Annotated in this window: 14 protein-coding genes and 1 pseudogene; 11 read left to right on the top strand and 4 right to left on the bottom strand. The window is 74.3% G+C overall.

Annotated elements, in window-relative coordinates; all coding sequences use genetic code 11:
* The first annotated feature begins 2 nt into the window (after nucleotides 1-2).
* The 9 genes and pseudogenes from GC157_14110 (at nucleotide 3) to GC157_14070 (ending at nucleotide 7,101) form a co-directional block, all read left to right on the top strand.
* Nucleotides 3-476, top strand: a complete 474-nt coding sequence (locus GC157_14110; GenBank protein MBI1378596.1) for a PaaI family thioesterase — start codon at nucleotides 3-5, stop codon at nucleotides 474-476.
* An 85-nt stretch (nucleotides 477-561) separates the two neighbouring features.
* Entirely contained in the window at nucleotides 562-903 is a 342-nt protein-coding gene (locus GC157_14105) for an HIT domain-containing protein (protein ID MBI1378595.1), read from the top strand.
* Nucleotides 904-1,320: 417 nt separating this feature from the next.
* Nucleotides 1,321-1,491, top strand: a pseudogene (locus tag GC157_14100) (electron transporter RnfB).
* 512 nt (nucleotides 1,492-2,003) lie between these two features.
* Nucleotides 2,004-3,023, top strand: coding sequence for an AAA family ATPase (locus tag GC157_14095; GenBank protein ID MBI1378594.1), 1,020 nt, complete (start codon nucleotides 2,004-2,006; stop codon nucleotides 3,021-3,023).
* A gap of 7 nt (nucleotides 3,024-3,030) precedes the next feature.
* The gene (ybeY, locus tag GC157_14090; GenBank protein ID MBI1378593.1) at nucleotides 3,031-3,495 is read left to right on the top strand and encodes an rRNA maturation RNase YbeY; all 465 of its coding nucleotides are present in this window, start codon (nucleotides 3,031-3,033) and stop codon (nucleotides 3,493-3,495) included.
* Nucleotides 3,492-4,805, top strand: coding sequence for a DUF21 domain-containing protein (locus GC157_14085; GenBank protein MBI1378592.1), 1,314 nt, complete (start codon nucleotides 3,492-3,494; stop codon nucleotides 4,803-4,805). Before ybeY ends, GC157_14085 begins: the two co-directional genes overlap by 4 nt.
* Nucleotides 4,806-4,835: 30 nt before the next feature.
* The gene (locus tag GC157_14080) at nucleotides 4,836-5,201 is read left to right on the top strand and encodes a cytidine deaminase (GenBank protein MBI1378591.1); all 366 of its coding nucleotides are present in this window, start codon (nucleotides 4,836-4,838) and stop codon (nucleotides 5,199-5,201) included.
* An 8-nt stretch (nucleotides 5,202-5,209) separates the two neighbouring features.
* Nucleotides 5,210-6,190, top strand: coding sequence for an EamA family transporter (locus GC157_14075; protein ID MBI1378590.1), 981 nt, complete (start codon nucleotides 5,210-5,212; stop codon nucleotides 6,188-6,190).
* Nucleotides 6,178-7,101 (top strand): GTPase Era, encoded by a 924-nt coding sequence (locus GC157_14070; GenBank protein ID MBI1378589.1) that lies wholly within the window; start codon nucleotides 6,178-6,180, stop codon nucleotides 7,099-7,101. The genes GC157_14075 and GC157_14070 overlap by 13 nt, the downstream gene beginning before the upstream one ends.
* On the opposite strand, the gene GC157_14065 is transcribed toward GC157_14070, so the two are convergent.
* Both GC157_14065 and GC157_14060 read right to left on the bottom strand, forming a co-directional pair.
* Nucleotides 7,098-7,934 carry a GNAT family N-acetyltransferase gene (locus tag GC157_14065; protein ID MBI1378588.1) on the bottom strand — a complete coding sequence of 279 codons (837 nt, stop codon included), beginning with the start codon at nucleotides 7,932-7,934 and terminating at the stop codon, nucleotides 7,098-7,100. The genes GC157_14070 and GC157_14065 overlap by 4 nt on opposite strands.
* 3 nt (nucleotides 7,935-7,937) lie before the next feature.
* Nucleotides 7,938-9,335 carry an AI-2E family transporter gene (locus tag GC157_14060; protein ID MBI1378587.1) on the bottom strand — a complete coding sequence of 466 codons (1,398 nt, stop codon included), beginning with the start codon at nucleotides 9,333-9,335 and terminating at the stop codon, nucleotides 7,938-7,940.
* A gap of 79 nt (nucleotides 9,336-9,414) precedes the next feature.
* Between GC157_14060 and recO the strand changes: the two genes are divergently transcribed.
* Both recO and GC157_14050 read left to right on the top strand, forming a co-directional pair.
* Nucleotides 9,415-10,146, top strand: coding sequence for a DNA repair protein RecO (gene recO, locus GC157_14055; protein MBI1378586.1), 732 nt, complete (start codon nucleotides 9,415-9,417; stop codon nucleotides 10,144-10,146).
* A gap of 55 nt (nucleotides 10,147-10,201) precedes the next feature.
* Entirely contained in the window at nucleotides 10,202-11,038 is an 837-nt protein-coding gene (locus tag GC157_14050; GenBank protein MBI1378585.1) for an isoprenyl transferase, read from the top strand.
* A 9-nt stretch (nucleotides 11,039-11,047) separates the two neighbouring features.
* On the opposite strand, the gene GC157_14045 is transcribed toward GC157_14050, so the two are convergent.
* On the bottom strand, nucleotides 11,048-11,470 hold the full coding sequence (locus tag GC157_14045; protein MBI1378584.1) for a transcriptional repressor: 423 nt from the start codon (nucleotides 11,468-11,470) through the stop codon (nucleotides 11,048-11,050).
* Between the two features lie 10 nt (nucleotides 11,471-11,480).
* Entirely contained in the window at nucleotides 11,481-12,212 is a 732-nt protein-coding gene (locus tag GC157_14040; GenBank protein ID MBI1378583.1) for a hypothetical protein, read from the bottom strand.
* Between the last annotated feature and the right edge of the window lie 24 nt (nucleotides 12,213-12,236).

Here is a 12,236-nt window from a genome sequence, read left to right as displayed (position 1 = left end):
CGGTGACCGACGGGCTGAGCATCCAGGAGCAGCTGTACCCGGACCTGCCGTGCTTCGGCTGCGGCCACGGCAACCCGAAGGGCCTGCGGCTGCGCAGCTACCCTGGCCCGGCGTACGACGACGACCACGTCGTGACGGCGGCGTTCATGCCCTGGCCCGAGCACGACAACGGCCTGGGCTACCTCAACGGCGGCATCATCTCGACGGTGCTCGACTGCCACAGCGCGGCGGCGGTGATGCTCGAGTCGCAGCGGCTCGGGATCCCGGTGCTGCCCGGTGCGGCCCTGTCGTACGTGACCGCGGGGCTCGACGTGCGCTACCTGCGGCCCTCGCCGCTGCACGAGCCGGTGGAGCTGCGGGCCGTCGTCACCGCGGCCGACGAGGGGCAGATGACCGTCGACGTCGAGCTCGTCTTCGACGGCAAGACCCGGGCGACGGCGGCCGCGCTGTGGAAGCGCTGGCGCCCGCGGAGCTGACCCGGCGCCCGCGGCGCGGGCATCGGGTGCGGCGGCTGTCGCGGGTGCGGCCCGCGGCGGTACCCGTGTCGACTAGCGTCGGGGCATGAGCGACTGCCTGTTCTGCGGCATCGTGGCCGGCGACGTCCCGGCCACGGTCGTGCACCAGACCGACGAGTTCGTCGCCTTCCGCGACATCAACCCCCAGGCCGCGACGCACGTGGTCGTGGTGACGCGCGAGCACCACGAGAACGTGGCCGAGCTCGCCGCGGCGGACGCCGGCCTCGCCGGGCGCCTGCTCGCGGCCGGGGCCGCGGTCGCGGCCGCGGAGGGCCTCGACGACGGCTACCGCTTCGTGTTCAACACCGGGCGCGACGGCGGCCAGACGGTGTTCCACGTGCACCTGCACGTGCTCGGCGGCCGCTCGATGACCTGGCCCCCGGGCTGACGCCCGCGCGGCCCGCCCACGGCCTCGCGCCGCACCTCGTGACGGGGGTACCGATGGTCCTGCGACCGCGAGAACGCCTCTCCTTCTTAAGAATCCGGCCGGCGACCGTCGCACCCTATGGACAGCAGGCCCGCGCGGGCGGATCCTGACCTCGGCCTCGAGAGCTCTCGGCGTCGGGCGCTGATCGCACGGCGTCCGCGCGGCCGGGGTGCAGGGATCAGGGGGTTGCCATGACCGGTCGTTCCTCCACCTCCGTCCGGCGCTCGCGTGCCCTGCCGATGGTCGCTCTCGGCGCCCTCGCGCTGACGATGGCGGCCTGCTCGTCCGCACCCACGAACCCGTCGAGCGGCGGCACCGGCACCGCAGCCCCGGTGACCTCGGTGACGAGCGACGCCAGCACGCCGGCCTCGAGCCCGACGCCGGCGACCAGCAGCGCGTCGGCGTCGAGCCCGCCGGCGTCCGCTGCCGCCGCGCCGACCTCCTACGACCCGTGCCGCCTCGTCACGGCCGCGCAGGCGTCGACGCTGTTCGGTGGTGGCACGTTCCGGGGCAAGGAGGAGTCCCTGTCCGGCGGGACGAAGGAGTGCATCTACTCGTCCGGGCTCCAGGTGCTCACCGTCCAGGTGGCCACGGCCGCGAGCGCAACCGCGGCGCAGTCCGTGTGGACCCAGGAGGAGGCCCGCGTCCCGCAGCTGATCGCCAATTCCGCGAACGCACCGGCGGCCCTGCACCTCAGGACCTCCGTGAAGGACCTGTCCGGGTACGGCGACCGTGCGGCGCTGCTGAGCGGGTCGGGGACCGTGCTCGGCCGCACGATCAGCGCCAGCGGCATCTACCTGCTCAAGGGCCCGACCTTCGTGGGCTTCGAGGGCCTGGCCCTGGGCAGCCCCGCACCGTCGAGCAGCGCCCTGGAGGCCCAGGCGACGACGGTCGTCGCGCAGCTCGGCTGACGCCTTCGCCGGTCCCCGACGTCCGCCGGACGTTCGCCGCTGGGCGAACGTAGGTGGCCGGGGCGGCCGCGCGCCGTACGATGGACGGGCCGTCCGCCCGGACGGCGACCGAGCGACGAAGGGCAGCAGCGGCCCGAACGGGGCCGACCCATGACCACCGAGACTGACACGCAGGCCACGATCGTCGTCCCCGCGTCCCTGGACATGGTGAGCGTCCTCGGCTCCGGCGACGAGAACCTCCGGGTGATCGAGCGCGCCTTCCCCTCCGTCGACGTCCACGTGCGCGGCAACCGGATCACGGTGTCGGGCCCGGTGGACGAGGTGGCGCTGTTCGACCGCGTCGTGGGCGAGATGCTCGCCGTCGTCCGCACCGGCCAGGGGCTCACCCCGGAGGCCGTCGAGCGCTCCGTGGCCATGCTGCGCGACGACTCGGGGGTGCGTCCCGCCGACGTCCTCACGGCCAACATCCTGTCCAACCGAGGGCGCACGATCCGGCCCAAGACCCTCAACCAGAAGCGCTACGTCGACGCGATCGACGAGCACACGGTGGTGTTCGGCATCGGTCCCGCGGGCACCGGCAAGACCTACCTCGCCGTGGCGAAGGCGGTCCAGGCGCTGCAGAGCAAGCGGGTCACCCGCATCATCCTGACCCGACCGGCCGTCGAGGCGGGCGAGCGGCTCGGGTTCCTGCCCGGCACGCTGTCGGAGAAGATCGACCCCTATCTGCGCCCGCTCTACGACGCGCTGCACGACATGGTCGACCCGGACTCCATCCCGCGGCTGATGACCAGCGGGGTCATCGAGGTGGCGCCGCTGGCCTACATGCGCGGCCGCACGCTCAACGACGCGTTCATCATCCTCGACGAGGCGCAGAACACCTCGCCCGAGCAGATGAAGATGTTCCTCACCCGGCTCGGCTTCGGGTCCACCATGGTGGTCACCGGCGACACGACCCAGATCGACCTGCCCAGCGGCACGGCCAGCGGGCTCAAGGTGGTGGAGAGCATCCTCGACGGCATCGACGACGTCGCGTTCTGCCGGCTGCACAGCCAGGACGTCGTGCGGCACAAGCTCGTGGGGCGGATCGTCGACGCCTACGCGAAGTTCGACGCCGAGACGGCCGCGGCCGCCCAGCTGCCCGGCCGAGGCTCGCGCCGCACCCGCCGGTAGCGCCGTCATGACGATCGAGGTGCTCAACGAGACCGACGCCGACGTCGACCTCGACGCGCTCGCCGCGCAGGCGAGGTTCGTGCTCGACCGGCTGCGCATCCACCCCCAGGCCGAGCTCTCGGTGGTGTGCGTCGACGAGGTCGCGATGACCGAGCTGCACGTGCGCTGGATGGACGAGCCCGGCCCCACCGACGTGCTCTCGTTCCCGATGGACGAGCTGCGCCAGCCGGACGACGACGACGAGCCCGAGCCGGGCATGCTCGGCGACGTGGTGCTGTGCCCCAGCGTGGCCGAGCGGCAGGCCGCCGCGGCCGGTCATTCCCGCGACGAGGAGATGTCCCTGCTGCTCACCCACGGCATCCTGCACCTGCTCGGCTACGACCACGCCGAGCCGGAGGAGCACGCCGAGATGTTCGGGCTCCAGGCACGGCTGCTCGCCGAGTGGGTCGCCTTCGAGGGCCGGTCCCGATGAGCCCGGACGTCGTCTCGCTCGTCGTCGCGGCGGTGCTCGTGGTGATCGCGGGCTTCCTCGTGGCGGCGGAGACGGCGTTCGCGCGCGTGTCGCGGGCCCGCGTGGACGAGCTCGCACGCGAGGGACAGCGCGGTGCCGCGCGCCTGCTCGTGCTCCTCGACGACCGCGCGCGGTACGTCAACGTGCTCCTGTTCCTGCACATGCTGCTGTTCGTGTCGGCGATCGTGCTGGTCACCCGCTCGTTCCTGGTGCTCGTCGGCGGACCGATCTGGTGGCAGCTCGTGGCGGCGGCCCTCGTGATGGTGGTCGTCGGCTACGTCGTCCTCGGGGTCGCCCCCCGCACGCTGGGCGTGCAGCACGCCGACCGCATCGCGATCCGGGCCGCGGCGCCGGCCCGCCTGCTCGCGGCGCTGCTCGGGCCGCTGACGCAGCTGCTGATCCTCGTGGGCAACGCGCTCACCCCCGGCCGCGGCTACCGCGAAGGCCCGTTCGCGAGCCAGGCCGAGCTGCGCGAGCTCGTCGACCTCGCCGAGGCCAGCGACGTCATCGAGGACGACGAGCGCCAGATGATCCACTCGGTGTTCGAGCTGGGGGACACCCTGGCCCGCGAGCTGATGGTGCCGCGCACCGACATGGTGTTCATCGAGGCGACCAAGACGCTGAGGCAGGGACTCTCGCTCGCGCTGCGCAGCGGGTTCTCGCGCATCCCCGTCATCGGCGAGAACCTCGACGACGTCGTCGGCGTCGTGTATCTCAAGGACCTCGCCCGCCGCACCTTCGAGCACCACGACGCCGAGACCAGCGAGCGCGTCGCCAGCATCATGCGACCGGTGTTCATGGTGCCGGACACCAAGCGCGCGGACGACCTGCTGCACGACATGCAGTCGGCGCGCACCCACCTCGCCGTCGTCGTCGACGAGTACGGCGGCACCGCGGGCATCGTGACCATCGAGGACGTCGTCGAGGAGATCGTCGGGGAGATCGCCGACGAGTACGACACCGAGGCGCCCGAGGTCGAGGAGCTCGGGCACGGCTGCTACCGGGTGCACGCGCGGATGCACGTCGAGGACTTCGCCGACCTCATCGGCATCGACCTCGACGCCGAGGCCGAGGGCGTCGACACCGTGGGCGGCCTGATCGCCAAGCGGCTGGGCCGGGTGCCGATCCCCGGGGCGCGGGCGACGGTCGACGGCTGGGACCTCACCGCCGAGTCCGCGGCCGGGCGGCGCAACCGCATCGGTACGGTTCTGGCGGAGCCGGTCGTCCGGCGCGACGAGGACCACGAGGCGAAGGACACCACCGATGCGTGAGCCCCACCCGGGCACGACGGACGGCCGGCGATGACCGCGGCGGTCGGCACCCCGGCGTCGGACCTCGGGCCCGAGGACGCCAAGCTCGCCACGCTCGCCCGCGGGGCGCGCGGCCGGGTCGGCGCCGCCGAGGGGGCGGCGGTGCGCGACGAGACCGGCCGCACCTACTCCGGCGCCACCGTCGACCTCCCGAGCCTGGGCCTGTCGGCGCTGCGCCTGGCCGTGGCGCAGGCGGCGGCGTCGGGCGCGCGCGGGCTCGAGGCGGCCGTCGTGGTCCGTCGCGACGCCGACGTGGACGCCGACGACCTCGCCGCCGTGCGCGACCTCGGGGGCGCCGGCGTGCCCGTCGTGGTGGTCGGCGTCGACGGGGTCGTCTCCGGCTCGCTGGTCACCTGAGCCGCCCAATGGCGGACACGGCCGGGACGGCGGAGGTGCGCGACCCGCGATCCGGCGCGGGCGGGCGCGGCCAGGCCGTGCTCATGGTGCTCGGCGCGGCCGTGCTGTTCGGCACCACCGGCACCACCCAGGCGCTCGGCCCCTCCGGCACCACGCCGCTGGGCGTGGGTGCGGCGCGCATCGTGATCGGCGGCGCGGGGCTGCTGGCCGTGCTGCCGTGGGTCGGCGGCCGCAGGTCCGCGGCGCTGGCACTGTGGCGCACCCGATGGGGCGTGCTCGCGGGCGTGACCACGGCGCTCTATCAGGTGTGCTTCTTCGGCGGCGTCTCGCGGGCGGGGGTCGCGCTCGGCACGCTCGTCACCATCGGCAGCGGCCCGGTGTTCACCGGCCTGCTCTCGTGGCTGATGCTGCGCGAGCGGCCCCAGGCGTCGTGGGCGCTGGCCACCACGGTGTGCGTGGTGGGGCTGGCGCTGCTGGTGGCCAGCGGGGCGTCGAGCCCCTCGGTCGACCCCGTCGGCCTGCTGCTGGCGCTGGCCTCCGGCTTCGGCTACGCCGTCTACACCGTGGCGGCCAAGCGGCTGATGAACGAGGGCCACCGCAGCGACGAGGTGATGGCGGCGAGCTTCGGCCTCGGCGGCGCGCTCCTGCTCGTGGTGCTGGTCACCCAGCCGATCGCCTGGGTCAGCACACCGTCGGGCCTGGCCATGGCGCTCTGGCTCGGTCTGGGCACCACCACGCTGGCCTACGTGCTCTTCGGCCGCGGCCTGCACCACCTGCCCGCGGGACCGGTCACCACCCTCGTGCTGGCCGAGCCGGTGGTCGCCACCCTGCTCGGCGTGCTCGTCCTCGACGAGACCCTGGCGCCGGCCGGCTGGGTGGGCGCCGCGTGCGTGCTGGCCGGTCTGGCGCTCCAGGGCGTCGTGGCCTCGCGCGGGCCGCGGGCGCGGTTCGTCGAGGACGACCTCACCGCGGGAGGATTGCCGCTGTGACCCACCGCTCCGGATTCGCCTGCCTCGTGGGACGGCCCAACGCGGGCAAGTCCACGCTCACCAACGCCTTGGTGGGGGAGAAGGTCGCGATCACGTCGAGCCGACCGCAGACCACCCGGCACACGGTGCGCGGCATCGTGCACCGCGACGACGCGCAGCTCGTGCTCGTGGACACCCCGGGGCTGCACAAGCCCCGCACGCTGCTGGGGGAGCGGCTCAACGCGCTCGTGCGCGAGACGTGGGCGGAGGTCGACGTCATCGGGTTCTGCATCCCCGCCGACGCGCCCGTGGGGCCGGGCGACCGCTTCATCGCGCAGGAGCTCGCCGCGGCGCGGCGCACCCCCAAGGTGGCCGTGGTGACCAAGACCGACGCCGTGGACCGCGTCACGGTCGCCGACCGCCTGCTCGAGGTGGCCCGGCTCGGCGAGTCCACCGGGATCGACTGGGCGGAGGTCGTGCCGGTGTCGGCCGTGTCGGGCGACCAGGTGGGCCTGCTCGCGGACCTGCTGGTCGGGCTGCTGCCCGAGGGGCCGGCGCTGTACCCCGACGGCGAGCTCACCGACGAGCCGGAGCTCGTGATGTGCGCCGAGCTGATCCGCGAGGCCGCCCTCGAGGGGGTGCGCGACGAGCTGCCGCACTCGATCGCCGTCGTCGTCGACGAGATGATCCCGCGCGAGGGGCGGCCCGCCGACGACCCGCTCCTCGACGTGCACGCCTCGCTCTACGTCGAGCGCGACAGCCAGAAGGCGATCGTCATCGGGCACAAGGGATCCCGGCTCCGCGAGGTGGGCACGACCTCACGCCGGCACATCGAGGCGCTGCTCGGCACACGGGTGCACCTCGACCTGCGGGTCAAGGTGGCCAAGGACTGGCAGCAGGACCCCCGTCAGCTGCGCCGGCTCGGCTTCTAGGCCCGGTCCGGCTCGGGCCCCCGGGGCTCGGCCGCCCCGACGTGGCCGATCCGGCGGAACCCGGCGGACTCGTAGAGGCGGGCGACGTCGTCGTCGCCGGCGGAGAGCAGGGCGAGGGTGCAGCCACGGCGCTCGGCGTCGGCCACCAGGACCTCGAGCACGGCGGCGGCCGCGCCGCGCCGCCGGAACGCGGGCAGGGTCGCGACGCCGACCACCTCGGTGGTGGGGCCCACCGGCGTGTGCCAGCCGGTGGCGACGACGCCGTCGCCGGGGAGCTCGGCCACCGCGGCGACGGACCTGCCGGCCGCCAGGGTCGACCGCACGTGCTCGAGCAGCCCGGGCTCCGGCACGTGCGCGTCGCGCTCCGCCGACCCCGCCGGGCCGGTCGCCGTTCCGGGCGCCCCGAAGCCGAGGGACTGGACCGCCAGCGCGGCCGGGAGCTGCTCGTCGTCCGGGTCGAGCAGGCGCGCCGCCGTCCCTGCGGCCGCGCGGCCGGCGGCCGGCAGCGGCTGCACCAGGAGCGGGAACCGGCGCACCTCGTGGCCCTCGGCGAGCAGCACCGCCCCGAGCCCGGGGGCGAGCTCCTCGACCCACTCGAACGCCACCGCCTGGCCCGCCTCGCGCAGCACCTGCGCGGCGGCGCGGACGTCGGCGGCCGTCACGGAGCCCGGCGCGCGCAGGTCGAGGTCCGGCCGGGGCCGCACGTAGTAGGGCCACGGCGCGGTGGACACGAACGCGCGCAGCGGCCCCGCGTCGACCGGTCGCGCCGCAGCGCGGGGTGCGGCGTCGAGGTAGCCGTCGACCCGGCGCAGGAGGGCCTCGACGTCGGTCACGGCTCAGTCCCCGGAGGGCGGGGCGGTCCCCTCGGCCCGGTCCGCCGGTGCGACCTCCACGGGCTGCGCCCGGTCGCCGGAGCCCTGCGGCTCCTGCGCCTCCTCCTCGCGCGCCGCCTCGCTCGCGGTGGGAGTGTCCCCGGGCGCCACCGCCGCACCCTCGGGGGAGAGGGGCTTGCCGGCCGGGACGACCGTGCCGGGATCGCCGCTGAGCGCGTCGCCGGGCCGGGGCGGTCGCTCGCCCCGGGTGCGCGCCCGCAGCTCCGGCACGAGCTCGTGGCGCTGGCCGTACGTCTCGATCACCGCCATCACGGCAGCTGCCAGCGGGATGCCGATGATCGCGCCGATCGGCCCGAAGAACGCGAAGCCCACGAACACCGAGCCGAGCGCGATGGCGGGGTGGATGTCCATCGTCGCCCGGCTCACGCGCGGGGTGAACACGTAGTTCTCCACCTGCTGGTAGGCGGTGGCGAAGGCGATGATCCACACGACGTCGAGCGGCTCGGCGAAGGCCGCGAACAGCGCGGGGATGGCCACGCCGATGTAGGTGCCGATCGTGGGGATGAACTGGCTCACGATGCCGGCGAAGATGCCCATCGGCAGCCAGTAGGGCACCTGGATCAGGTAGAAGAAGCCGCAGTGGAAGAACGCCGAGATCGCCGCGAGGACGACCTTGGACACCACGAAGCCGCCGGTCTTCGTGACCGCGATGTCCCACACCGTGATGAAGACGCGCTGGGACCGCTCGGGCAGCCACGACCCGATCGCCCGGCGCAGGCGCGGCCCGTCGGCGGAGAAGTAGAACGCGAAGACCAGCACCGTGATGAAGTCGAAGACCACCCCGAAGGCGGCCCCGACGAACCCGAACACCCCGCCCGCCACGCTGCTGGCCCACTCGGCGACCTTCGCGGGCGTGATCTGCAGCTGGTCGAGGATGGTGGTGCTGTCGAGGTGGAGGTGGAACGTCGAGTTCAGCCAGGTGACCGTCTGCTCGACGTAGCCGGGCAGGCCCTTGATCAGCTCGGAGATCTGGGAGAAGAACAGGCTGCCGAACACGGCCATGAACGCGATCGAGGCGACGATGACGATCAGGCCGACGATGCCGGTGGCCAGGCCGCGGCGGATGCCCCGGTTGGCGAACCAGGCCACCGCCGGCTCCATCGCGATCGAGAGCAGCCACGCCAGGAGCAGCAGGAACAGGAACGACGCGAGCGTGGTGTAGATCCAGAGCACCGCCATGAAGGCCAGGAGCAGCAGCAGGACCGCCACCACCGCGCGGCGGAAGGACCGCGTCTCGAACCGGATCGTGGTGACGTGCGGCTCGGCGCGCAGCGCCCGCTCCTCCTCGTCGGTGACGAGGAAGGACAGCGAGGAGCTCTCCTCCGGCTTCTCGGCGTCCATGCTGCGGAGGCTACCCGCCGGGACGGGCCGGTCCCGCGCGCCACGTCCGCGTCGTCACCCCGGCGGGGCACAATGCAGCGTGAGCCTCTACCGGGACGAGGGCGTGGTGCTGCGCGCCCAGAAGCTGGGCGAGGCCGACCGCATCGTCACCCTGCTCACCCGCGACCACGGCCGGATCCGGGCGGTCGCCAAGGGCGTGCGGCGCACCACCTCGCGCATCGGGGCCCGGCTCGAGCCGTTCGGCCACGTCGACGTGCAGCTCTACACCGGTCGCACGCTCGACGGCGTCACCCAGGTGGAGACCCTGGCGTCCTACGGCGCCCGGCTCGTGCACGACTACGCCCGCTACACCGCGGGCCAGGCCATGCTCGAGACCGCCGAGCGGCTCACGCCGGAGGAGGGCGAGCCCGCGGTGCAGCAGTACCTCCTGCTGGTGGGGGGCCTGCGCGCGCTCGTGGCCGCCGAGCACGACGCCGGCCTCGTGCTCGACGCCTACCTCGTGCGCTCGCTGTCGGTCGCCGGCTGGGCGCCCAGCTTCGACGCCTGCGCCCGCTGCGGGCTGCCCGGCCCGCACCGGGCCTTCTCGGTGCCGGCCGGCGGGGCACTGTGCGCGGAGCACCGGGTGCCGGGATCGGCCGCCCCCGCGCCCGAGACGTTCCGGCTGCTCGGGTCGCTGCTCTCCGGCGACTGGGACGACGCGGACGCCAGCGACGACCGCGCCCGGCGCGAGGCGTCCGGCCTGGTCGCCGCCTACCTGTCGTGGCAGCTCGAGCGCGGGCTGCGCAGCCTGCCGCTGGTCGAGCGCGGCTGAGCCGCCCGCCGACGCCGCGCGCCGCGCGACCGGGCGCGGCGACGGGGGTGCCACGATGGGGCCCGTGGCCGGACGGATGAGGGGCTCGCGCCCGCGCGCGCAGGGTCGACCCCCGCTGCGCCCGCCCACCCCGCACCCCAGCGGGGCCCGGGCGCCGCAGATCGCGCCGGAGCTCGTGCCGCGCCACGTGGCGGTGGTGATGGACGGCAACGGCCGCTGGGCCAAGGACCGCGGCCTGCCCAGGACCGCGGGCCACGAGGCCGGCGAGGCGAGCCTGCTCGACTGCGTGCACGGGGCCATCGAGCTGGGGATCGGGTGGATCTCGGCCTACGCCTTCTCGACCGAGAACTGGAAGCGCTCGCCGGACGAGGTGCGCTTCCTCATGGGCTTCAACCGCGACGTCATCCGTCGCCGGCGCGACGAGATGCACGAGCTCGGCGTCCGCGTGCGCTGGGCCGGCCGCCGGCCGCGGCTGTGGAAGTCGGTCGTCGACGAGCTCGAGGAGGCCGAGCGGCTCACGGCGGCCAACACCACGCTCACGCTCACGATGTGCGTCAACTACGGCGGGCGGGCCGAGATCGCCGACGCCGCCCGGGCGATCGCCGCGGAGGCCGCGGCCGGGCGGCTCGACCCGTCGAAGGTGGACGAGCGCACCGTGTCGCGGCACCTCGACGAGCCGGACATGCCCGACGTCGACCTGTTCGTGCGCTCGTCGGGCGAGCAGCGCACCAGCAACTTCCTGCTCTGGCAGTCGGCCTACGCCGAGCTCGTCTTCGTGCCCACGCTGTGGCCGGACTTCGACCGACGGCACCTGTGGTGGGCCTGCGAGCAGTACGCCTCCCGCGACCGCCGGTACGGCGGCGCCGAGCCCAACCCGCTGCCGCCGGGGTGACCGGGGCCGTCAGGCCCGGCCGGCTGCGCGGCACTCGGCGCAGCGCCCGAAGATCTCCAGCGTGTGGCTGACCTCGTCGTACCCGTGCTGCTCGGCGGTGCGGTCGGCCCAGCGCTCCACGGCGGGGCCGTCGACCTCCACCGTGGCGCCGCACAGCCGGCAGACGAGGTGGTGGTGGTGCCGGCCGGCGCTGCAGCGCCGGTAGACCGTCTCGCCGTCGTCGCGCAGCAGCGTGTCGATCTCGCCGGAGGCGGCGAGGGTCGCGAGGCAGCGGTAGACCGTGCTCAGGCCCACGGCCTCCCCGCGGTCCACCAGCTCGTGATGGATCTCCTGCGCGGAGCGGAAGGCCTCGGCGTCGTCGACCACACGCCGCACCGCCGCCTGCTGGCGGGTGCTGCGGCGCGGGCTGGGGGGAGGGGGGCTCGCGGGCACGGTGACCTCCTCAGGCGAACGAGGTGACGACGTACATGAAGCCGACGCCCAGGACGGTCATCAGCAGCGTGAGGCGCGAGGGGTGGTGCGCGTGCGCCTCCGGGAGGATGTCCGCGGTGGCGAGGTAGATGAGCAGGCCGGTGAACCCGCCGAGGTAGATCGCCAGGAACGCGTCGGACGGGGCCAGCAGCGTGGCCACGAGCACGCCGGCGACGGGGGCCAGGGCGTCGAGCGCCAGCGCGATCCGGGCCCGTCCGCGGTCGTGCCCCGCGCGGCGCATGAGCGTGACGGTGTTGAGGCCGTCGGCGAAGTCGTGCGCCAGCACGGCGATCGCCACGCTCCACCCGACCGCGGTGCTCACCTGGAAGGCCAGCCCGATCCCGAGGCCGTCGAGGAACGAGTGGGTGATGAGCCCGGCGGCGCCCAGCGTGCCGCCGAGGGAGTGGCGGTGCTCGCCGTAGTCGCTGTCGACCGGCTCGTGCACGCCGGCCGCCCGCTCGATGATGTGCAGCAGGAGGAACCCGACGACGAGCGCGACCATCGCCCAGGGCACCCGGACGCCGCCCGCCGTGCCCCCGGCGCCGAGGTCGAAGATCTCCGGCAGCAGGTCGAAGGCGACCAGGCCGAGCAGCACGCCGGCGGACGCGCCGAGCACGAGGTGCATGCGGTCGCGGGCCCGCAGGGCGACCAGACCGCCGATGGTCGTCGAGACGACCGTGAAGAGCGCCAGCACGAGAGCCATGGCGGGAGTCTGCGCTTAACGAGA

Source organism: Frankiales bacterium, from assembly GCA_016125335.1.
In the GTDB taxonomy this organism is placed as follows: domain Bacteria; phylum Actinomycetota; class Actinomycetes; order S36-B12; family CAIYMF01; genus Longivirga.
The sequence above is the reverse complement of the archived record's forward strand: the minus strand, read 5'-3'. Positions and strand labels throughout refer to the sequence as shown.

Excerpts from the sequence above, each read along its gene's own strand:
- GC157_14105 (MBI1378595.1), top strand. The coding sequence starts at position 562 with ATGAGCGACTGCCTGTTCTGCGGCATCGTGGCCGGCGACGTCCCGGCC.
- GC157_14095 (MBI1378594.1), top strand. The coding sequence starts at position 2,004 with ATGACCACCGAGACTGACACGCAGGCCACGATCGTCGTCCCCGCGTCC.
- ybeY (MBI1378593.1), top strand. The coding sequence starts at position 3,031 with ATGACGATCGAGGTGCTCAACGAGACCGACGCCGACGTCGACCTCGAC.
- GC157_14085 (MBI1378592.1), top strand. The coding sequence starts at position 3,492 with ATGAGCCCGGACGTCGTCTCGCTCGTCGTCGCGGCGGTGCTCGTGGTG.
- GC157_14080 (MBI1378591.1), top strand. The coding sequence starts at position 4,836 with ATGACCGCGGCGGTCGGCACCCCGGCGTCGGACCTCGGGCCCGAGGAC.
- GC157_14075 (MBI1378590.1), top strand. The coding sequence starts at position 5,210 with ATGGCGGACACGGCCGGGACGGCGGAGGTGCGCGACCCGCGATCCGGC.
- GC157_14060 (MBI1378587.1), bottom strand. The coding sequence starts at position 9,335 with ATGGACGCCGAGAAGCCGGAGGAGAGCTCCTCGCTGTCCTTCCTCGTC.
- GC157_14050 (MBI1378585.1), top strand. The coding sequence starts at position 10,202 with ATGGGGCCCGTGGCCGGACGGATGAGGGGCTCGCGCCCGCGCGCGCAG.
- GC157_14040 (MBI1378583.1), bottom strand. The coding sequence starts at position 12,212 with ATGGCTCTCGTGCTGGCGCTCTTCACGGTCGTCTCGACGACCATCGGC.